The sequence below is a fragment of the Mesorhizobium sp. ES1-6 genome (genome assembly GCF_020164775.1).
Lineage (GTDB): Bacteria > Pseudomonadota > Alphaproteobacteria > Rhizobiales > Rhizobiaceae > Mesorhizobium.
On the sequence record NZ_JAIUGU010000015.1, the window covers coordinates 1 to 19,510 of the forward strand.

Annotated in this window: 20 protein-coding genes and 1 pseudogene; 19 read left to right on the top strand and 2 right to left on the bottom strand. The window is 64.1% G+C overall.

All coding sequences use genetic code 11. The annotated features are described in order from the left end of the window. Positions 1-288 precede the first annotated feature (288 nt). The 9 genes and pseudogenes from ureC to LB564_RS27300 all read left to right on the top strand — a co-directional run bounded on the left by ureC (position 289) and on the right by LB564_RS27300 (position 6,995). Entirely contained in the window at positions 289-2,001 is a 1,713-nt protein-coding gene (gene ureC / locus LB564_RS27260; RefSeq protein ID WP_140703150.1) for an urease subunit alpha, read from the top strand. A gap of 61 nt (positions 2,002-2,062) precedes the next feature. Beyond that, positions 2,063-2,556 (top strand): annotated as a pseudogene (locus LB564_RS27265) (DUF29 domain-containing protein). A 2-nt stretch (positions 2,557-2,558) separates the two neighbouring features. Further along, the gene (locus LB564_RS27270) at positions 2,559-3,152 is read left to right on the top strand and encodes a hypothetical protein (protein WP_140703148.1); all 594 of its coding nucleotides are present in this window, start codon (positions 2,559-2,561) and stop codon (positions 3,150-3,152) included. Between the two features lie 44 nt (positions 3,153-3,196). Further along, complete coding sequence (locus tag LB564_RS27275; protein ID WP_224542306.1) at positions 3,197-3,802, top strand: glutathione S-transferase family protein; 606 nt, start codon at positions 3,197-3,199, stop codon at positions 3,800-3,802. Continuing rightward, the gene (ureE, locus tag LB564_RS27280) at positions 3,799-4,407 is read left to right on the top strand and encodes an urease accessory protein UreE (RefSeq protein WP_224542307.1); all 609 of its coding nucleotides are present in this window, start codon (positions 3,799-3,801) and stop codon (positions 4,405-4,407) included. Before LB564_RS27275 ends, ureE begins: the two co-directional genes overlap by 4 nt. Beyond that, positions 4,400-5,071: an urease accessory protein UreF gene (locus LB564_RS27285; RefSeq protein WP_224542415.1), complete on the top strand. Its 672-nt coding sequence runs from the start codon at positions 4,400-4,402 to the stop codon at positions 5,069-5,071. Before ureE ends, LB564_RS27285 begins: the two co-directional genes overlap by 8 nt. Continuing rightward, on the top strand, positions 5,068-5,508 hold the full coding sequence (locus tag LB564_RS27290) for a DUF3995 domain-containing protein (protein WP_224542308.1): 441 nt from the start codon (positions 5,068-5,070) through the stop codon (positions 5,506-5,508). Before LB564_RS27285 ends, LB564_RS27290 begins: the two co-directional genes overlap by 4 nt. Continuing rightward, positions 5,505-6,146 carry an urease accessory protein UreG gene (ureG, locus tag LB564_RS27295; protein ID WP_140703141.1) on the top strand — a complete coding sequence of 214 codons (642 nt, stop codon included), beginning with the start codon at positions 5,505-5,507 and terminating at the stop codon, positions 6,144-6,146. Before LB564_RS27290 ends, ureG begins: the two co-directional genes overlap by 4 nt. Before the next feature lie 81 nt (positions 6,147-6,227). Beyond that, on the top strand, positions 6,228-6,995 hold the full coding sequence (locus LB564_RS27300) for a class II aldolase and adducin N-terminal domain-containing protein (RefSeq protein ID WP_224542309.1): 768 nt from the start codon (positions 6,228-6,230) through the stop codon (positions 6,993-6,995). A gap of 317 nt (positions 6,996-7,312) precedes the next feature. On the opposite strand, the gene LB564_RS27305 is transcribed toward LB564_RS27300, so the two are convergent. After that, the gene (locus LB564_RS27305) at positions 7,313-7,948 is read right to left on the bottom strand and encodes an HAD family hydrolase (RefSeq protein WP_224542310.1); all 636 of its coding nucleotides are present in this window, start codon (positions 7,946-7,948) and stop codon (positions 7,313-7,315) included. Between the two features lie 241 nt (positions 7,949-8,189). On the opposite strand from LB564_RS27305, the gene LB564_RS27310 reads away from it, so the two are divergent. Beyond that, positions 8,190-9,149, top strand: a complete 960-nt coding sequence (locus LB564_RS27310) for a sugar-binding transcriptional regulator (RefSeq protein WP_140703135.1) — start codon at positions 8,190-8,192, stop codon at positions 9,147-9,149. Positions 9,150-9,174: 25 nt separating this feature from the next. On the opposite strand, the gene LB564_RS27315 is transcribed toward LB564_RS27310, so the two are convergent. Next, positions 9,175-9,360: a hypothetical protein gene (locus tag LB564_RS27315; protein ID WP_224542416.1), complete on the bottom strand. Its 186-nt coding sequence runs from the start codon at positions 9,358-9,360 to the stop codon at positions 9,175-9,177. 111 nt (positions 9,361-9,471) lie between these two features. Between LB564_RS27315 and gcvA the strand changes: the two genes are divergently transcribed. From gcvA to LB564_RS27360, 9 genes are all read left to right on the top strand, one after another. Continuing rightward, the gene (gcvA, locus tag LB564_RS27320; protein ID WP_224542311.1) at positions 9,472-10,377 is read left to right on the top strand and encodes a transcriptional regulator GcvA; all 906 of its coding nucleotides are present in this window, start codon (positions 9,472-9,474) and stop codon (positions 10,375-10,377) included. A 221-nt stretch (positions 10,378-10,598) separates the two neighbouring features. Further along, on the top strand, positions 10,599-11,909 hold the full coding sequence (locus LB564_RS27325; protein WP_224542312.1) for an ABC transporter substrate-binding protein: 1,311 nt from the start codon (positions 10,599-10,601) through the stop codon (positions 11,907-11,909). A gap of 123 nt (positions 11,910-12,032) precedes the next feature. Further along, positions 12,033-12,905 carry a carbohydrate ABC transporter permease gene (locus LB564_RS27330; protein ID WP_224542313.1) on the top strand — a complete coding sequence of 291 codons (873 nt, stop codon included), beginning with the start codon at positions 12,033-12,035 and terminating at the stop codon, positions 12,903-12,905. An 11-nt stretch (positions 12,906-12,916) separates the two neighbouring features. Beyond that, positions 12,917-13,741: a carbohydrate ABC transporter permease gene (locus LB564_RS27335; protein ID WP_224542314.1), complete on the top strand. Its 825-nt coding sequence runs from the start codon at positions 12,917-12,919 to the stop codon at positions 13,739-13,741. A 49-nt stretch (positions 13,742-13,790) separates the two neighbouring features. Beyond that, positions 13,791-14,795 (top strand): ABC transporter ATP-binding protein, encoded by a 1,005-nt coding sequence (locus LB564_RS27340; protein WP_224542315.1) that lies wholly within the window; start codon positions 13,791-13,793, stop codon positions 14,793-14,795. A gap of 11 nt (positions 14,796-14,806) precedes the next feature. Beyond that, positions 14,807-15,577, top strand: coding sequence for an L-iditol 2-dehydrogenase (locus LB564_RS27345; protein WP_224542316.1), 771 nt, complete (start codon positions 14,807-14,809; stop codon positions 15,575-15,577). Between the two features lie 165 nt (positions 15,578-15,742). After that, positions 15,743-17,221 (top strand): mannitol dehydrogenase family protein, encoded by a 1,479-nt coding sequence (locus tag LB564_RS27350; protein ID WP_224542317.1) that lies wholly within the window; start codon positions 15,743-15,745, stop codon positions 17,219-17,221. 15 nt (positions 17,222-17,236) lie between these two features. After that, complete coding sequence (locus LB564_RS27355) at positions 17,237-17,920, top strand: HAD-IA family hydrolase (RefSeq protein WP_224542318.1); 684 nt, start codon at positions 17,237-17,239, stop codon at positions 17,918-17,920. Further along, positions 17,917-19,503, top strand: coding sequence for an FGGY-family carbohydrate kinase (locus LB564_RS27360; protein ID WP_224542319.1), 1,587 nt, complete (start codon positions 17,917-17,919; stop codon positions 19,501-19,503). Before LB564_RS27355 ends, LB564_RS27360 begins: the two co-directional genes overlap by 4 nt. Positions 19,504-19,510: the final 7 nt, after the last annotated feature.

The window sequence follows — 19,510 nt, forward strand, 5'->3', positions numbered from 1 at the left end:
GAGCGGGGGCGGCCGGGGCGGGGGCAGTCGGAGCGGGCTGTTGCGCGGGCTGCTGCTGGGCACTGGCGGCGCCCGCCAGCATCAGGCTGGCGGCGGCTGCAAGAACTATCGTTTTGCGCATGGATTTTCCTTCCATCGATTGGGCAAACGGTCGTTGGGGGGTGACCTGCCAACCTCAACCGCCAAATGGGTCCGGAAGGTGTCGCCCAGCGGGTCATTGCGTGACCATTGGACGGCGGCAATGTGCAGCCCGGCTTCACCAACACCGCATTTCGGGAGCAATCGCTGATGGCCAGACTAACCCGTGCCGCCTACGCCCAGATGTACGGCCCGACGGTCGGCGACAGAGTGCGGCTTGCCGACACCGAACTCTTCATCGAGGTCGAGAAGGACTTCACCATCCATGGCGAGGAGGTGAAATTCGGCGGCGGCAAGGTCATTCGCGACGGCATGGGCCAGAGCCAGGTCTCCCGCGCTGGCGGCGCGGTCGACACCGTCATCACCAACGCCTTGGTGATCGATGCCAGCGCCGGCATCTTCAAGGCCGATATCGGCCTGAGGGACGGCCGCATCGCGGCGATCGGCAAGGCCGGCAATCCCGATACGCAGGATGGCGTCACCATCATCATCGGCCCGGGCACCGAAATCATTGCCGGCGAGGGCAAGATCCTCACCGCCGGCGGCTTCGACGCGCATATCCACTTCATCTGTCCGCAGCAGATCGAGGAGGCGCTGATGTCGGGCATCACCACCATGCTCGGCGGCGGCACCGGCCCGGCGCATGGCACGCTGGCCACCACCTGCACGCCGGGGCCATGGCACATGGCGCGCATGATCCAGTCCTTCGACGCCTTCCCGATGAACATCGGCCTGTCCGGCAAGGGCAATGCCTCGCTGCCGGCGGCGCTCGAGGAGATGGTTCTGGGCGGCGCCTGTTCGCTGAAGCTGCACGAGGATTGGGGTACCACGCCGGCGGCGATCGATTGCTGCCTGTCGGTCGCCGACGACCACGACGTGCAGGTGATGATCCACACCGATACGCTCAACGAATCCGGCTTCGTTGAGAACACGGTAGCGGCCATCAAGGGCCGCACCATCCATGCCTTCCACACCGAGGGGGCCGGCGGCGGCCACGCGCCCGACATCATCAAGGTCTGCGGCCTGCCCAACGTCATCCCTTCCTCGACCAACCCGACGCGGCCCTACACGGTCAACACGCTGGCCGAGCATCTCGACATGCTGATGGTCTGCCATCACCTGTCGCCGTCGATCCCCGAGGACATCGCCTTCGCCGAGAGCCGCATCCGCAAGGAGACCATCGCGGCGGAAGACATTTTGCACGACATCGGCGCCTTCTCGATCATCTCGTCCGACAGCCAGGCCATGGGCCGCGTCGGCGAGGTGGCGATCCGCACCTGGCAGACCGCCGACAAGATGAAGCGCCAGCGCGGCTCGCTGCCGCAGGAGACGGGCGACAACGACAATTTCCGCGTCCGCCGCTACATCGCCAAATACACCATCAATCCGGCGATCGCGCATGGCCTGTCGAAGGAGATCGGTTCGGTCGCGGTCGGCAAGCGCGCCGACCTGGTGCTGTGGAACCCGGCCTTCTTCGGCGTCAAGCCCGACATGGTGCTGATCGGCGGCATGATCGCCGCCGCCCCGATGGGCGATCCCAACGCCTCCATCCCGACGCCGCAGCCGATGCACTACAGGCCGATGTTCGGCGCTTATGGCAAAGCCCGGACCAACTCGTCCGTGACCTTCGTCTCGAAAGCCGCGCTAGAGTCAGGGCTGCATGGCCGCCTTGGCGTCGACAAGCAGTTCATGGCTGTCGAAAACACCCGCGGCGGCATCGGCAAGCATTCGATGGTGCTCAACGACGCCACGCCGCATGTCGAGGTCGATCCCGAAACCTATGAGGTGCGCGCCGATGGCGAGTTGCTGACCTGCGAGCCGGCGACGGTGCTGCCGATGGCGCAAAGGTATTTTCTGTTTTGACGCGAACAGTGATTGGCGGACGGCGATTGGCTTGGGGCCTAAAACGGCGCATTATGCGACCATGAACAAGGTCCAGATACAGCAGCGGCATAAGTCTACACCCATTGAGGCCGACTATGCTCAGTGGTGCGCCGAGCAGGGCGCGCTGCTGCGCCAAGGTCGTCTTTCCGACCTCGATCGCGAGAATCTTGCCGAGGAGATCGAGAGCTTGGGGCGGAGCGACAAGAGGGAGATTGCGAACCGACTTGGGACGCTGCTTTTGCATTGCTGAAGTGGCAGTTCCAAGCAGAGCGACGCAAGGCAGGTTGGTTGCTCACCATTCGGGAGCAGCGGTATCAGATCAAGAAGCTCATAGATGAAAGCCCAAGCATGAAGGCCTATCCGGGAAAGCAGCTTTCCAGCGAGTTCGAGTTTGCCAGGCTGAAAGCAATTGACGAAACGGGTATGTCTGGAAGGAATTTCCCGATCGATTGTCCTTATCAAATCGCCGACGTGCTCGATCAGGAATTTTTCCCTGGCGTCCCTTGGTTGCCGGATCAACTCATTCGCGACTAGGCATGGCCACCGAGATAGCTTCTCCCCACGACATTTTCCCGCATATCCGCATCGTCATGGGCATGGTGATCGGGCTTGGCGTCGCCCGCCTGCTGTCGGGGGTGGCGCGCATCGTCCAGCATCCAGGCCAGTACCGGCTCTATCCCGTGCATCTGGCCTGGGTCGCCTCGGTGCTGCTGATGCTGGTGCATTTCTGGTGGTGGGAGTTCGGCCTCTACACCATCGAAACCTGGACCTTCGGCAAATACCTCTTCATCATCTTCTACGCCATCACGCTGTTCCTGCTGTGCGCGCTGCTATTCCCGGATTCGATGCTCGATTACACCAGCTACGAGGATTATTTCTATTCGCGCCGAGGCTGGTTTTTCGGCCTGTTGGGCGCGACCTATCTGCTCGATGTCATCGACACGCTGTTGAAAGGGCCGGAGCATTTCGCCCGCTTCGGCAATGAATATCTGTTCCGAACGCCGATCTTCGTCGCGCTCTGCATCGCCGCGATCCTGGTGCGCGAACGCCGTTTCCACATCGCCTTCGTCACGGCGGCGCTGATCTATCAGATATCGTTCATCCTGCGGCTGTTCGACACCATCGTATGACCGCGCGGGATGGTCTAAAGTTCCCGCGAATGCAGGGTTCAACCATGTACAAGGCCGTCGGATCGCGCGGATCCCGGGTCAGCCGCGTCCTCTGGATGCTCGAGGAACTCGGGCAGCCCTATGAATTCGTCGAGGTCAAGTTCCGCTCGCCGGAAGCCTACGAACTCAACCCGTCGGGCAAGGTGCCGATCCTCATCGACGGTGAACTGACGGTGACGGATTCGGCGGCGATCTGCGTCTATCTCGCCGACAAACACGCCGACAGAGGCTTGGGCGCCAATCCGGGCCTCGCTGGCCGCGCCGAAATGGATTCCTGGATGCATTTTGCCCAGTCGGAGTTCGAAGCGCCGCTGTGGAACAAGCTGCGTCATCGTTTCCTCCTGCCCAGGGAAGTGCGGGTGGATGTCGGCCCCGCGGCAGCCTATGACTTCGCCACGGAAGTCAAGGCGCTGGATCGGCGGCTCGGCGACAAGCCGTTCGCACTCGGAGACCGGTTTTCCGCCGTCGACGTGATGCTCGGCGACATGGGCGGTTGGGCCCGCGCCGGCCGCTTCCCAATCGAATCCGATCGCGTCAACGCCTATTTCGATCGCGTGCTTTCGCGCCCCGCCCGGGTGCGGGCACAGGCTAACGGAGGCTCCATGAAATGAAGCTCAACCTCAACACCGACTTCACCAAATTTCCGCGCGCCGTCTCGGTGCTGTCAGCCGGCACGGCCGCGACCACCGCGCCATCGGGCCGTGCGGTTCTTGCCCATGACGAGCGGCATCTGCGCCGCCGCGCCATCGAACTTGCCGATGGCGGCAAGGTGCTGGTCGACCTGCCCGAGCCTGTTGCCCTGAACGATGGCGACCGGCTGGTGCTGGAGGATGGCGGCCAAATCGAGATCGTCGCGGCGCCCGAGGAGGTCTATGACATCCGCGCCCGCGACGCGGTGCATCTCGCCGAACTCGCCTGGCATATCGGCAACCGCCATCTCGCCGCGAGCATCGAGGCGCACCGCATCCTCATCCTGCGCGACCACGTCATCAAGGCGATGCTGGAGGGGCTCGGCGCCACGGTGCGCGACGTCTCCGAGCCGTTCAAACCGGTGCGCGGCGCCTATTCCGGCCATGGGGGAGGGCACGACCACGGCCATGCCCACAGCCATGCCGAAGCTCATTCCCACGCGCACGGCGAGTCGCACGCCCACGCGCACAGCCAAGCGCATGGTCATCCCCATTCACATGATGACCACCACCACGACCATGACTGATCAGCCGTCCGGCATCGCCCTGCTGCGATTGATGGCGTGGCTGTCGCCGGCCTTTCCGGTTGGCGGCTTCTCCTACAGCCATGGCCTCGAGCGCGCCGTGCATGACGGGCTGGTGAGCGACGGCGACAGCCTCGCGTCCTGGCTGGAGACGCTGGTCGAGATGGGATCGGGCTGGAACGATGCCGTGCTGTTCGCCGAGAGCTGGCACCGCGCCCACGAAGGCGGCGATCTGGCCGAGGTCGCCGCGCTGGCCGAGGCACTGGCCGGCTCGCGCGAACGCCACGCCGAGACCATGCTGCAGGGGGCGGCTTTCCTGAAAGCCGCCGCCGCCTGGCCCAATTCCGTGCTGGAGCACTTGCCGGCCGAATGCGCTTATTGCATCGCTGTCGGCGCTGTCGCTGGCGGCAACGGCATTGCGCTGCGGGACGCGCTGTCCGCCTTCCTGCAAGCCTTCTTCTCCAACCTCGTCCAGGCCGCGATCCGGCTCGGCGTGATCGGCCAGAACGATGCGATCATGCTGCTTGCCGGCTTCGAGCCGCTGGCGCTTTCGACCGCCGCTGGCGCGTCGCGCTCGACACTCGACGATCTCGGCGGCTGCGCCTTCGTCTCCGACATCATGGCGATGAAACACGAAACACAATATTCAAGATTGTTCCGTTCATGATCCTGCTCGCCTTCGTCCTCTCCTTCGTCCTGCTGCTGATCACGGCGCTGCATGTCTATTGGGGCATCGGCGGCATCTGGCCGGGCAGCGACGCCGCGTCCTGCGCCCATGCCGTCGTCGGCTTTCGCGGCGTCGACGAAATGCCGACGCCATCAGCCAGTTTCGCCGTTGCCGCTTGCCTTGGCCTGGCAACGCTGTGGCCTCTCGCCCTCATCGGGTTCTTTGCCTCGCCCTTTCCAAGGGAGGGGCTTGCCGCCACGGCCATGCTGATCGGTCTGGTGTTCCTGGGACGCGGCATTGCCGGGTTCACGCCCTGGTGGCGCCGGCTGGCGCCGCAACAGCCTTTCGCCCGGCTCGATACCAGTCTCTATTCGCCGCTGTGCCTGTTGATCGGGCTCGGCTTCGCGGTCCTCGCCATCATGGAGTTTCCGGCATGACACAACCCAACGGTCCTCTTCGCATCGGCATTGGCGGCCCCGTCGGCTCCGGCAAGACGACGCTCACCGAAAAACTCTGCAAGGCGCTGCGTGACGAGTTTTCCATCGCCGTCGTCACCAACGACATCTACACCAGGGAGGACGCGATGATGCTGGCCCGGCTGCAGGCGCTGCCGGAGGACCGCATCGTCGGAGTCGAGACGGGCGGCTGCCCGCACACCGCCATCCGCGAGGACGCCTCGATCAATTTGCAGGCTATCGCCGAGCTCAACCGAAAATTCCCTGATCTCGACATCATCTTCATCGAATCCGGCGGCGACAATCTGGCCGCCACCTTCTCGCCGGACCTTGCCGATCTCACGCTCTACGTCATCTCCGTCTGCCAGGGCGAGGAGATCCCGAGGAAGGGCGGCCCGGCGATCACCCGCTCCGATTTCCTCGTCATCAACAAGAGCGACCTGGCGCCCTATGTGAACGTCAATCTCGATGTCATGGAGAGCGACGCCGGCCGCATGCGCGGCAAGCGTCCGTTCGGCTTCACGGATCTTTCGCGCGGCAAGGGCCTGCGGGAGGTCATCGATTTCATCGTCGAGCATGGCGGGCTGCGAACCATTGGCGCCGCGAGCACGGCGGCATAGCTGGTCTCCTGCACCAAGCGAAAGCGGTTGCGGGCACCAGCGCGGCGCGGCATTCTTGCCGAAACCGGAGGATTTCTTACGATGAGCATTGCCCGCCTGCAGAAGGAAACGCTGACCAACCTGCCCTTCTACGAAGAGCGCGTCGATCTTGCCTGCGCCTTCCGCTGGACGGCGCGGCTCAACATGCACGAAGCGGTGGCCAACCATTTCTCGCTGGCCGTCAACGAGGACGGCACAAGGTTCCTGATGAACCCGAACCAGGTGCATTTCTCGCGCATCAAGGCGAGCGACCTGATCGAAATCGACGCCAACGACCCCGAAACGCTTTCCGGGCCGAATGCGCCCGACCCGACGGCATGGGGCCTGCATGGCGCCATCCATCGCAATGTGCCGCATGCGCGCTGCGTCATGCACGTCCACTCGATCCACGCCACCGTGCTGGCCTCGCTTGCCGACTCGACGCTGCCGCCGATCGACCAGAATTCGGCGATGTTCTTCAATCGTCACGTGGTCGACGCCCATTATGGCGGACTGGCCTTCGAGGAGGAGGGCGAGCGCTGCTCACAGCTTCTCACCGACCCCAAGGTCAAGGTGATGGTGATGGGCAACCATGGCGTGCTGGTCATCGGCGACACCGTCGCCGACGCCTTCAACCGCATGTTCTATTTCGAGCGCGCCGCTGAGACCTACATCAAGGCGCTGTGGACCGGCCGGCCGCTGCGGACGCTCTCCGACGCCATCGCCGAGAAGGCGGCGAGCGAGATGGACGACTATCCCGGCCAGGCTGAACGCCATCTCGCCGAGCTGAAGGCGATCCTCGACGAGCAGGAGCCGGTGTACAGGAACTGATACCGGACTCTTCCCTCTCGCCGTTTACGCTACGCTATGTACATATCTTCTGTGACTTGGGTGACTAATCGGCGCGACGGTTGATTGCCACGTGGTTCCCCCAATCCGTCGCTGCTTCGCAGCGCCACCTTTCCCCCCTCCGGAGGGAAAGGAAGGGTGTCTTACTTGACAAGCGTTAACGGCAAAGTCTTGGCGCCTTTCCTCTACCCCGTCGATCGGGGGGTCCGAAGGACGGGCGAGACCCGTGGCTCGCCCCGGCAAGGTGGCTCGGCGAAGCTCGACGGAGTGGGGGTCGACCAGCGCGGCAGACGCCCTGCTTAGCTCAACCCCAATTCTCTGCGCAATTCCCCGGCGCTGTTGATGACGACGGCGCCGGGCGGTCCTTCCATCGGCGCTTCCGGCCAGAAGATGGTCGTCATGCCCGCTGCCAGGCCCGCCATGGCGCCCGGCCAGCTGTCGTCGACCGCCACGGCGTGCGCGGGATCGACATCGGCCAGATAGGCGGCGCGCAGGAAAGGCTCGGCATGCGGCTTGCCTTCGCGCACGTCGTTGCGGCTGATCGTCTTCATGCCGGGATAGGTGAGACCGACCATGCGCAGATTGGCGTCGACGATCATCCGGTCCGAATTGGAGACCACCGCCTGCTGAACGCCGAGCGCGCGCAATTCGTTGAAGACCTCGATCGCGCCGGGACGCGGCTTCAGCCCTTCGACCAGCGGCAGGTAATGCTCATATTTATGGACGATCCATTCGTCGAAGGGCAGTTGCAGCCCGAACTCGTCGCGCATCATTTCGTAGACCGGCCAGGCGGCAACGCCCAGCACGCGCTCATGCAGGTCGTCGGGCGGCGTCAGGCCGACATTGCGCATCGCCGCGATGAGGGCCGCCTCGTGCAGCGGTTCGCTGTCGACCAGCGTGCCGTCCATGTCCCAGAAAACCGCCTTCGGTGTCATGCAGCGCTCCTTTTTGCGATCCCTTAAAGGGTTTGCGCCGGGAGATAAACCTTTGGCGGCGATAGAACATGGCCGCAGACGGAACGGGAACCCCTTCGCACCTGCTCCGAGCAGATGTTGGTGGAGAAATTTCCATCTGTGCAGGGCAGGCATTTGCTCCCAAGATTGACAATTGCGCAGTCGGTCATTCCCTGCGAAACTGATAGGGACCGCCTGATCGGCGGGTTCGGGGAGGCAGCACGTGAATACCCGGCAGGATGGCGGCAGCAACAGGCTGGACGACGCGGCGCGCGCCGGATGGCTCTATTATGTTGCCGGCAACACACAGGACCAGATCGCCGCCACGCTCGGCATCTCGCGCCAGACGGCGCAGCGGCTGGTGTCGCTGGCGGTGTCGGAAGGCCTGATCAAGGTCCGCGTCGATCATCCGATCGCCAATTGCCTGGACCTCGCGGCGCGGCTGAAATCGCGCTTCGCGCTCGACCTTGTCGAGGTGGTGCCGAGCGATCCCAATTCATCCTCCACCACCATCGGTATCGCCGAAGCCGCCGCCGCCGAGATCGAACGGCGGCTGCGGTCGCCGACGCCGATCGTCATGGGCATCGGCACCGGACGCACGCTGAAAGCGGCGATCGAACAGCTGCCGCCGATGGAATGTCCGCAGCACAAGGTGGTGTCCTTGACCGGCAACATCTCGCCGGACGGTTCGGCGGCCTTCTACAACGTCATCTTCACCATGGCCGACAGGGTCAAGGCGCGGTCCTTCCCGATGCCGCTGCCGGTCATCGCCTCCTCGCCGCAGGAGCGCGAAATGCTGCTCAACCAGCCGATGATCCAGCCGACGCTGGCGCTTGCGGCGGAAGCCGACGTCACCTTCATCGGTATCGGCGACCTCGGCCCGAAGGCGCCGCTCTACGAGGACGGCTTCATTTCCGAAAGCGAGCTGAAAGCCCTGCAGAAAGCCGGCGGTGTGGCTGAAATCGTCGGCTGGGTGTTCGATCGCGAGGGCCGCATGATCGAAGGCATCACCAACGACCGGGTGTCGTCGGCGGCGCTGCCGTCGCGCGAGAAGTCGCTGGTCATCGCGCTCGCCATGGGCGAGCGCAAGCTGCCCGGCATCCTGGCCGCCGTGAACCGCCGGCTGGTCAACGGGCTCATCACCGACGAGCGCACGGCCGCCGCCCTGCTGGGCGGCATCTGACTGTTTTGCGATAAAGTCGCCAAGGCTATTGGTGACGGCCGAAAGGGTCGTTGCCATCGAGGAAACCGAGGTCGCGCTGCAGATGCGGCGACAGGTCCCTGATATCGAGATGCGCCTTTCTCCTGGTCCCGAACCAGCCGAAACCGTCCACAAGCCACGAAATCCAGCGATGATCGGGGGCGGGAGTGCATTTTTGCTGCGTCATGGTCATGATCGTCAACCTTCGCTATCCTGAGACCCGAATGACGGGTTGAGGATGAATGTCGGCCTTGCCGGCCGCCTTTGCCAATCGAACATCGATAACGACCCATAAGGACGCCTTATGCCTGACCTTAGCACGCCGCAGGTTTCGCAGCTGCCTCCATTGCAGGCGATCCGGGTTTTCGAGGCGGTGGCGCGGCATCTTTCCTTCACCAAGGCCGCCGGCGAACTCGCCATGACGCAGGCGGCGGTCAGCTATCAGATCAAGGTGCTGGAGGAGCGCGTCGGTGCGCCGTTGTTCCTGCGCCGGCCGCGACAGATCGAACTGACCGAAGCCGGCCTGCGCCTGGCGCCGGCGGTCAGCGAGGCCTTTGCCATCCTCAGCCAGGCCTATGCCGCGGCGCGCGGCGGGGCGGACGGGCTGCTGTGCGTTACCACGGTGCTGACCTTTGCCTCGAACTGGCTGGCGCATCATCTGGGCGCGTTCCAGATCGCGCATCCCGCGCTTGCCGTGCGGCTCGAGACGTCGAGCCGGCTTACGGATTTCGCCCGCGAGGACGTCGACCTCGCCATCCGCTCGGGCGGCGGCAAATGGCCGGGGCTGGAAGCCCATAAGCTGCTCGATGCCGATTTCACCCCGATGCTGAGCCCGAAGCTTGCGGCCAGCATCGGCGGCATCAACGAACCGGCCGATCTGCTCAAGCTGCCGATCCTCGATCCCAGCGATATCTGGTGGACGCAATGGTTCGAGGCCGCCGGCGTGCACAGCCATGACCTTGCCAAGCGGCCGGGCAGCAGCATGGGCGCGCAAGCCTATGAAGCCAACGCGGCCATATCGGGCCATGGCGTGGCGATCCTGACGCGGGCCCTGTTCAAGGCCGAACTCGCCGACGGTCGCCTGGTCCAGCCATTCGACCTGGTCGGCGACGACGGCCACGCCTATTGGCTGGTCTATCCGGAAGCCCGCCGCAACGTGCCCAAGATCCGCGCCTTCCGCGATTGGCTGCTGGCCGAGATCGCCTGCTGACCGGTCCGTCGCGCCCGCTTCAATACTGGACTCCTTTCTGTCCCGTTGCCTGATGTCCGGCGCGCGCGCGGCTCGCCGCCTCCAATGTCCATCCGTCGGTTGTCCATCGGCAAGCCCGCTGCTGCGCTGCAGCATCGAATCCGGCTTGACATAATTCACACTTAGTGAGTAATTGCCCACAGCCAAGGCAAATGCTCATCTTGGTCCATGGGAGGAATTTGATGAAACTTCGTACGCTCATCCTGGGCTTGTGCTCGGCCAGCGCGCTGGCGTTCGCCGCACATGCCGAATCCATCACCATCGCCACCGTCAACAATGGCGATATGGTCCGCATGCAGAAGCTGACCGACGACTTCACCAAGGCCAACCCCGACATCCAGCTCAACTGGGTCACGCTCGAAGAGAACGTGCTGCGCGAGCGCGTCACCACCGACATCGCCACCAAGGGCGGCCAGTATGACGTGATGACCATCGGCACCTACGAGGTTCCGATCTGGGCCAAGCAGAGCTGGCTCCTGCCGCTCGACAAGCTCGGCGACGACTACGACGCCAAGGACATCATCCCGGCCATCGCTGGCGGCCTCTCGGTCGACGGCAAGCTCTACGCCGCGCCTTTCTACGGCGAAAGCTCCTTCGTCATGTACCGCAAGGATCTGATGGAGAAGGCCGGCCTCAAGATGCCCGACGCGCCGACCTGGGATTTCATCAAGCAGGCCGCCGACAAGATGACCGACCGCGCCAATGGCGTGAACGGCGTCTGCCTGCGCGGCAAGGCCGGCTGGGGCGAGAACATGGCCTTCCTGACCGCCATGTCGAATTCGTTCGGCGCCCGCTGGTTCGACGAGAACTGGAAGCCGCAGTTCGACCAGCCGGAATGGAAGAACACGCTGCAGTTCTATGTCGACCTGATGAAGGCCGACGGTCCGGAAGGCGCTTCGTCCAACGGCTTCAACGAGAACCTGGCGCTGTTCCAGCAGGGCAAGTGCGGCATGTGGATCGACGCCACCGTCGCCGCTTCCTTCGTCTCAGATCCGAAGAACTCCACGGTCGCCGACAAGGTCGGCTATGCCTTGGCGCCCGACAACGGCCTGGGCAAGCGCGGCAACTGGCTGTGGGCGTGGTCGCTGGCGATTCCCGCCGGTACGCAGAAGGCCGATGCAGCCGAGAAGTTCGTCTCCTGGGCGACCAGCAAGCATTACGCTGAGCTCGTCGCGTCGAAGGAAGGCTGGGCCAACGTACCTCCGGGCACCCGCTCCTCGCTTTATGCGAACGCCGAGTACCAGAAGGCGGCTCCGTTCGCCAAGATGACGCTGGACTCCATCAACGCCGCCGACCCGACGCATCCGACCGTCAAGCCGGTGCCTTATGTCGGCGTGCAGTTCGTCGCCATCCCTGAATTCCAGGGCCTCGGCACCACCGTCGGCCAGCTCTTCTCGGCGGCCCTCGCCGGTCAGTCGAGCGTCGACGACGCACTGAAGCAGGCCCAGGACGCCGCGACCGCGGCGATGACCGAGGGCGGCTACATCAAGTAGGCTCCTCCCGGTGCCGAATGCCGGTCACCTCCTCGACCGGCAACGGCCGCCCGAAACCCAGTTCGGGCGGCCGCCTTTCCAACGCCTGTGAAAATTCAGTCTGATCCTTGAAGGGTGACCGTCATGGCTACTCAGCAGACCCGTTCGCTTGCCCGTTTCATGATGGCGCCTTCCGTGGTGCTGCTGTTCGTCTGGATGATCGTGCCGCTGGCGCTCACGCTGTGGTTCTCCTTCCAGCAGTACAATCCGCTCAATCCGGTCCGCGATGGCTTCGTTGGCCTCTCGAACTACGCGTTGTTCTATTCCAACCCTGCCTTCCTGCAGTCGATCCTCAACACGCTTGTCCTGGTGGTCAGCGTGCTTCTGATCACGGTAATCGGCGGCATCCTGCTGGCGCTGCTCATCGACCAGCCGATGTGGGGTCAGGGGATCGTGCGCATCCTCGTCATCTCGCCGTTTTTCGTCATGCCGCCGGTCGCCGCACTGGTCTGGAAGAACATGATCATGCACCCGCAATATGGTGTCTTCGCCGATATAGCGCGCTTCTTCGGGGCCCAGCCGATCGACTGGTTCGGGCAGCATCCGATGACGGCGATCATCATCATCGTCGCCTGGCAGTGGCTGCCTTTCGCGACACTGATCCTGCTCACCGCGCTGCAGTCTCTCGACGGCGAGCAGAAGGAAGCCGCCGAGATGGACGGCGCCGGCTTCATCAGCCGCTTCATCTACCTGACGCTGCCGCACATGTCGCGCGCCATCACCGTGGTCATCCTGATCCAGACGATCTTCCTGCTCTCGGTCTATGCCGAGATCCTGGTGACCACCAATGGCGGCCCCGGCTACGCCTCCACCAACCTGCCCTTCCTCGTCTACCAGAAGGCGTTGCTGGAGTTCAAAATCGGCCAGGCATCCGCCGGTGGCGTGATCGCCGTCATTCTCGCCAACATCGTCGCCTTCTTCGCCATGCGCGCCGTCGGCAAGAACCTGGACAAGTAAGGGAGGATAAGATGGCACGCTCAGTCACCACCCAGCACAAGACGATCGCGACAATTGCCGCCTGGATCGTCGCGCTGCTGATCTTCTTCCCGATCCTCTATACGATCATCACCTCGTTCAAGTCGGAACAGGAGGCGATCCAGGGCTTCAACCTGATCCCGTCGGGAACCTTCGAAAGCTATGCCGAGGTCCAGGCGCAGAGCGGCTACTTCAAGTTCTTCCTGAACTCCGTGTTGCTGTCGGTCGGCTCGACCATCCTGGCCCTGCTGGTCGCCATCCCGGCGGCATGGTCGATGGCATTCTCGCCGACCAAGCGGACCAAGGACATCCTGATGTGGATGCTGTCCACCAAGATGATGCCGGCGGTCGCCGTGCTGTTCCCGATTTACCTGATCTTCCGCGACGCCGGCCTGCTTGACTCGCGCATCGGCCTGATGGTCATGCTGATGCTGATCAACCTGCCGATCGTGGTGTGGATGCTCTACACCTACTTCCGCGAAATCCCCGGCGAGATCCTCGAAGCGGCGCGCATGGACGGCGCATCGCTGTGGAACGAGATCATTTATGTGCTCACACCCATGGCGGTGCCGGGCATCGCCTCGACCATGCTCTTGAACATCATCCTGGCCTGGAACGAGGCGTTCTGGACGATCCGGCTGACGACCACGGACGCCGCGCCGCTCACCGCCTTCATCAGCTCCTTCTCCAGCCCGCAAGGCCTGTTCTGGGCCAAGCTTTCGGCGGCCTCGACGCTGGCCATCGCGCCGATCCTGATCATGGGCTGGTTCAGCCAGAAGCAGCTGGTGCGCGGCCTGACCTTCGGCGCGGTGAAGTAAGACGTTTGCCTGAAGCAATCGGCGAAAAAGAACCCTCGGGGAGGAAACCATGGGAAACATCACGCTCAAGAACGTCTCCAAATCCTTTGGATCGACGTCCATCATCCCCGGCCTCGACCTGGTGATCGAGAATGGCGAGTTCGTCGTCTTCGTCGGCCCGTCGGGCTGCGGCAAGTCCACGCTGCTCAGGCTCATCGCCGGGCTGGAGGACACCAGCGGCGGCAGCATCAACATCGACGGCCGTGACGTCACCGGCGAGGCGCCGGCCAAGCGCAAGCTCGCCATGGTGTTCCAGTCCTACGCTCTCTACCCGCATATGACGGTAGCCAAGAACATCGGCTTCCCGCTGAAGATGGCCGGCGAAGACAAGGCCACCATCGACAAGAAGGTGGGAGACGCGGCGCGCGTCTTGAACCTCACCAATTACCTCGAACGCCGTCCCGGGCAGCTTTCCGGCGGCCAGCGCCAGCGCGTCGCCATCGGTCGCGCCATTGTGCGTCAGCCGACCGCTTTCCTGTTCGACGAGCCGCTGTCCAACCTCGATGCCGCACTGCGCGGCACGATGCGGCTCGAGATCAGCGAGCTGCACCATCAACTGAAGACGACCATGATCTACGTCACCCACGACCAGGTCGAAGCCATGACCATGGCCGACAAGATCGTCGTCTTGAACGCCGGCAATATCGAGCAGGTCGGCTCGCCCATGGAGCTCTACAAGACGCCGAAGAACCTGTTCGTCGCCGGCTTCATCGGGTCGCCGAAGATGAACCTGATCGAGGGCGCGCCCGCGGCCAAATACGGCGCCAAGACCATCGGCATCCGGCCCGAGCATATGCAGATCTCGACCACGGCGGGAGAATGGAAGGCCACGGTAGGCGTGGCCGAGCATCTCGGCTCCGACACCTTCCTGCACGTCCAGGCCGATGGCGTCGGTCCGCTGACGGTGCGAGCTGACGGCGAACTCAGCGTCCATCACGGCGACAGCATTTATCTCACCCCCGACAAGGCTAAGCTGCATCGCTTCGGCCCCGACGGAAAAGCGATGGCCCAGTGAGGGATGGGACAGTGAGGCTGAAAGGCAAATCGGCGCTGATCACCGGATCGGCACGCGGCATCGGCAGGGCCTTCGCCGAAGCCTATGTGCGTGAAGGCGCCACCGTGGCGATTGCCGATATTAACCTGGAGGCGGCGCGAAAGACGGCGGCCGAAATCGGCGACAAGGCCTATGCGCTGAAGCTTGACGTCACCGACCAGGCCTCCATCGACGCGGCGGTGAAGGCGGTGGAGGACAAGACCGGCGGCCTCGACATCCTGATCAACAACGCAGCGCTGTTCGACCTGGCGCCGATCGTGGAGATATCCCGGGCGAGCTACGAAAAACTGTTTTCCGTCAATGTCGCCGGCACGCTGTTCATGCTGCAAGCCGCCGCCCGCTCGATGATCGCGCGGGGCAAGGGCGGCAGGATCATCAACATGGCGAGCCAGGCCGGGCGTCGCGGCGAACCGCTGGTCGCGGTCTATTGCGCCACCAAGGCCGCGGTCATCTCGCTCACCCAATCGGCCGGACTCGACCTGATCAAGCACCGTATCAACGTCAACGGCATCGCGCCGGGCGTCGTCGACAGCGACATGTGGGACGAGGTCGACGCCCTGTTCGCCAAATACGAGAACCGGCCGAAGGGCGAGAAGAAGCGGCTGGTCGGCGAGGGCGTGCCGTATGGCCGCATGGGCAAGCCGCAAGATCTCGCCGGCATGGCCGTGTTCCTCGCCAGCGACGAGGCCGAATACATCGTCGCCCAGACCTACAATGTCGATGGCGGCCAATGGATGAGTTGAAAAGGATGGGTTGAGGGCGAAGGCGCTTCTCTTTTTTCCTCCGGAGAAGGCGCCGCGGGGGCGGGTGAGGGGCCGCATGCCGGAACATCAGGTGCGGCCCCTCATCCTCGCCCTCCCGAAGGAGGCGAAACAGTCGGGCTGCAAATCGGCCAAAGGGTAAAGCAGATGACCGTGAAACTCTCTTCCTCGAACCTCGCCAGGCTGCCGTCCAAGGTCGCGGGTCCGAACTATGACCGGTCGGCGCTGAAAGCCGGCATCGTGCATTTCGGCGTCGGCAATTTCCACCGCTCGCATCAGGCCGTCTATCTCGACGACCTGTTCGGTCAGGGCATCGGCCATGATTGGGCGCTGGTCGGCGCCGGCGTGTTCGATGGCGAGAAGATCGGTCGCGGCAAGCTCGAAGAGCAGGACTGGCTGACATCGGTGGTCGAGCAGGATGAAGGCCATATGAGCGCCCGCGTCACCGGTGCGATGATCGATTTCCTGATGCCGGGCGATGCCGCCGCCATCATCGAGCGGCTGGCCGACCCGGCGATCAGGATCGTTTCGCTGACCATCACCGAAGGCGGCTACTTCATCGATCCGGCCTCCGGCGTGTTCAACCCGACCCATCCCGACATCGTCGCCGATGCACAGGCAGGTGCGACACCAAAGACTGTGTTCGGCATCATCCTGGCCGGGCTGGTGCGCCGCCGCCAGGACGGCATCATGCCATTCACCGTCATGTCCTGCGACAACATCCCCCATAACGGCCATGTCACGTCGGATGGCGTGATCGGCCTTGCCCGCCTGATCGACGAGGATCTGGCGAACTGGGTCCGCGAGAACGTCGCTTTCCCAAACGCCATGGTCGACCGCATCACGCCGGCAACCAGCGATCGCGAGCGCAAGATCCTCGCCGACGATTTCGGCCTCGATGACAATTGGCCGGTGTTCTGCGAGCCGTTCCGGCAATGGGTGCTGGAAGACCATTTCACAGACGGCCGCCCGCCGCTGGAAAAGGTCGGCGTGCAGTTCGTCAAAGACGTCGCCCCTTACGAGCTGATGAAGATCCGCATCCTCAATGGCGGCCATGCCACCATCGCCTATCCGGCCGGGCTGATGGACATCCACTTCGTCCATGAGGCGATGCAGGAGCCGCTGGTGCGCGGTTTCCTCGACAAACTCGAGCATGACGAGATCATCCCGACCGTGCCGCCGGTGCCGGACACGGTGCTCGAGGATTACTACCAGCTCATCGAGAAGCGCTTCTCCAATCCCAAGATCGGCGACACCGTGCGCCGGCTCTGCCTCGACGGTTCCAACCGCCAGCCGAAATTCATCATCCCGACCATCGCCGACCGGCTGAAGGCGGGCAAAGGGGTTGCCGGTCTGGCGCTGGAATCGGCGCTATGGTGCCGCTACTGCTTCGGCACGACGGACAGCGGCGCCGTCATCGAACCCAACGATCCGAGCTGGGACCGGCTGCAAGCAACGGCAAAGGCGGCAAAGGACGCGCCCGCGGCCTGGCTTGCCATGGACGACATCTATGGCGATGTCGGCCGCGCCACCGCCTTCGTCGAGGCCTTCAGCCATGCGCTCAGCGTGTTGTGGGCCAATGGCACGCGCGCCACGCTGATGCGCTACCTCGCCGGCAAGCTCTGAGAGCCAGTCGACATCGTGGCGCCTGAACTGGTCATCTTCGACTGCGACGGCGTGCTGGTCGACAGCGAGGCGCTTTCCGTATCGGCGCTGCTTGGCATGATCGAACTTGCCGGCGGCAGTCTCAGCGAGGACGCCGCCTACGAGCATTTCCTCGGCAAGAGCATGAAGAGCGTGCGCGAGATCCTCGGCCGCGACTTCGGCCTGGAGATCAGCGACAGCCATCTCACCGCCATGCGCGTCGACCTCATGCGCAAGTTCCGCGAGGAGTTGATGCCGATCGTCGGCGTCAAGGAAATGCTGCCGAAGCTTGGCCTGCCGTTCTGCGTCGCCTCTTCCGGCACGCTGGAACGGATTCGCTACGCGCTCGACGTCACCGGCCTGCTCACGCTGATGGAGCCGCATCTGTTCAGCGCCGCCATGGTGGCCAAGGGAAAGCCGGCGCCCGATCTTTTCCTCCACGCCGCCGCCAGCATGCGGGCGCATCCGCGCAATTGCCTGGTCATCGAGGACAGTCCGGCCGGCGTCGCGGCCGCGCGCGCGGCCGGTATGCGCGTCTTTGCCTTCACCGGTGGCGCCCACGCCGGCAACCCGGCACTGAAAGCGCGGCTTGCGTCGACCGAACCGGACTTTATATTCGCTGACATGCTGCAATTGCCCGATCTGATTGCAGGCCTGGGAGCGAGAGTTAAAGCATCTTGACGAAACACTTTGTCTGCGCGGTCGATGTCGGCACCGGGAGCGCTCGCGCGGGCATTCTCGACACCAGTGGCACCTTGCTTGGCCGCGCCGATCGGCCGATCGCCATGAACCAGCCAAAGCCTGATCATGCCGAGCATGATTCACGCGATATCTGGTCCGCCGTCTGCGCCGCAGTGCGCGCCGCGCGCGAAAAGGCCGGCGTCGCCGCCGGAGATATTGCTGGCATCTCCTTCGATGCCACCTGTTCGCTGGTCGTGCGTGACAGCCAAGGCGGCCAACTCAGTGTCTCGACCACCGGCGACAGGCGCTGGGACACCATCGTCTGGCTCGACCATCGCGCCATCGCCGAGGCCGACGAATGCACGGCGAGCGGCCATGAGGTGCTGAATTATATCGGCGGCGTCATGTCGCCCGAGATGGCGACACCGAAGCTGATGTGGCTGAAGCGCAACCTGCCGGGAACGTGGGCGCAGGCCGGCACTCTATTCGACCTGGCCGATTTCCTGACCTGGCAGGCGACCGGCTCGCTGGCGCGCTCGCAATGCACGCTGACCGCCAAATGGACCTATCTGGCGCACCAGGAAATCGCATGGCAGCGAGACTTCTTCGATCTCGTCGGCCTCGACGATCTTTTTGACCATGGCAGTCTACCTCAAAGGGCAAGCCCGGTTGGCGCCGATATCGGCCCGTTGACGGCGCAGGCGGCGGCGGAACTCGGCCTGACCGAAAACTGCCGCGTCGGTGCCGGCGTCATCGATGCCTATGCCGGAGCGCTTGGCGTGCTCGGCGGTTTCGCGGGCGACGACCAGAATATCGGCCGGCATCTGGCGCTGATCGCCGGCACATCGAGCTGCGTCATGGCGATGTCACCGGATCCGCAGCCTTTCGCCGGGGTCTGGGGTCCCTATTACGGCGCCGCGCTGCCGAAGCTCTGGCTGTCGGAGGGTGGTCAGTCGGCGACCGGGGCGCTGCTCGACCACATCATCCGCTGGCATGGCGCCGGCGGCGAGCCGAACGCCGCCATGCATGCCAGGATCGCCGCGCGCGTCGCTGAACTGCGCGCCGCAGAGGGCGAGAGCCTTGCCGGCCGGCTGCACGTGCTGCCGGATTTCCATGGCAACCGCTCGCCGCTCGCCGATCCGCACGCGGTCGGCGTCGTCAGCGGACTGACGCTGGATTCGTCCTTCGACAGCCTGTGCAAGCTCTACTGGCGCACCGCCGTCGGCATCGCGCTTGGCGTGCGCCACGTGCTGGAGGCGCTGAACGAGAACGGCTACCTGATCGACACGCTGCATGTCACCGGCGGCCACACCAAGAACCCGCTCTTGATGGAGCTCTATGCCGACGCCACCGGCTGCACGGTGGTCGAGCCGCTGGCCGACGAGGCGGTGCTGCTCGGCACCGGCATGGTGGCGGCCACCGCCGCCGGGCTGTTCCCCGATCTCAACGCCGCCTGCCTTGCCATGCAGCAGGGCGGCAAGACACGCGCCGCCAACCCGGCCGCCGGCGCCCGCTTCGATCGCGACTACCGGATCTTCCTGGAAATGCACCGCCAGCGGCAGGTGCTTGACGCGATCCGGTAGACTTTCG

Bases quoted from the DNA above. Each gene is read 5' to 3' on its own strand.
- ureC (WP_140703150.1), top strand. From the start codon at position 289: ATGGCCAGACTAACCCGTGCCGCCTACGCCCAGATGTACGGCCCGACG.
- LB564_RS27270 (WP_140703148.1), top strand. From the start codon at position 2,559: ATGGCCACCGAGATAGCTTCTCCCCACGACATTTTCCCGCATATCCGC.
- LB564_RS27275 (WP_224542306.1), top strand. From the start codon at position 3,197: ATGTACAAGGCCGTCGGATCGCGCGGATCCCGGGTCAGCCGCGTCCTC.
- ureE (WP_224542307.1), top strand. From the start codon at position 3,799: ATGAAGCTCAACCTCAACACCGACTTCACCAAATTTCCGCGCGCCGTC.
- LB564_RS27285 (WP_224542415.1), top strand. From the start codon at position 4,400: ATGACTGATCAGCCGTCCGGCATCGCCCTGCTGCGATTGATGGCGTGG.
- LB564_RS27290 (WP_224542308.1), top strand. From the start codon at position 5,068: ATGATCCTGCTCGCCTTCGTCCTCTCCTTCGTCCTGCTGCTGATCACG.
- ureG (WP_140703141.1), top strand. From the start codon at position 5,505: ATGACACAACCCAACGGTCCTCTTCGCATCGGCATTGGCGGCCCCGTC.
- LB564_RS27300 (WP_224542309.1), top strand. From the start codon at position 6,228: ATGAGCATTGCCCGCCTGCAGAAGGAAACGCTGACCAACCTGCCCTTC.
- LB564_RS27305 (WP_224542310.1), bottom strand. From the start codon at position 7,948: ATGACACCGAAGGCGGTTTTCTGGGACATGGACGGCACGCTGGTCGAC.
- LB564_RS27315 (WP_224542416.1), bottom strand. From the start codon at position 9,360: ATGACCATGACGCAGCAAAAATGCACTCCCGCCCCCGATCATCGCTGG.
- gcvA (WP_224542311.1), top strand. From the start codon at position 9,472: ATGCCTGACCTTAGCACGCCGCAGGTTTCGCAGCTGCCTCCATTGCAG.
- LB564_RS27325 (WP_224542312.1), top strand. From the start codon at position 10,599: ATGAAACTTCGTACGCTCATCCTGGGCTTGTGCTCGGCCAGCGCGCTG.
- LB564_RS27330 (WP_224542313.1), top strand. From the start codon at position 12,033: ATGGCTACTCAGCAGACCCGTTCGCTTGCCCGTTTCATGATGGCGCCT.
- LB564_RS27335 (WP_224542314.1), top strand. From the start codon at position 12,917: ATGGCACGCTCAGTCACCACCCAGCACAAGACGATCGCGACAATTGCC.
- LB564_RS27340 (WP_224542315.1), top strand. From the start codon at position 13,791: ATGGGAAACATCACGCTCAAGAACGTCTCCAAATCCTTTGGATCGACG.
- LB564_RS27350 (WP_224542317.1), top strand. From the start codon at position 15,743: ATGACCGTGAAACTCTCTTCCTCGAACCTCGCCAGGCTGCCGTCCAAG.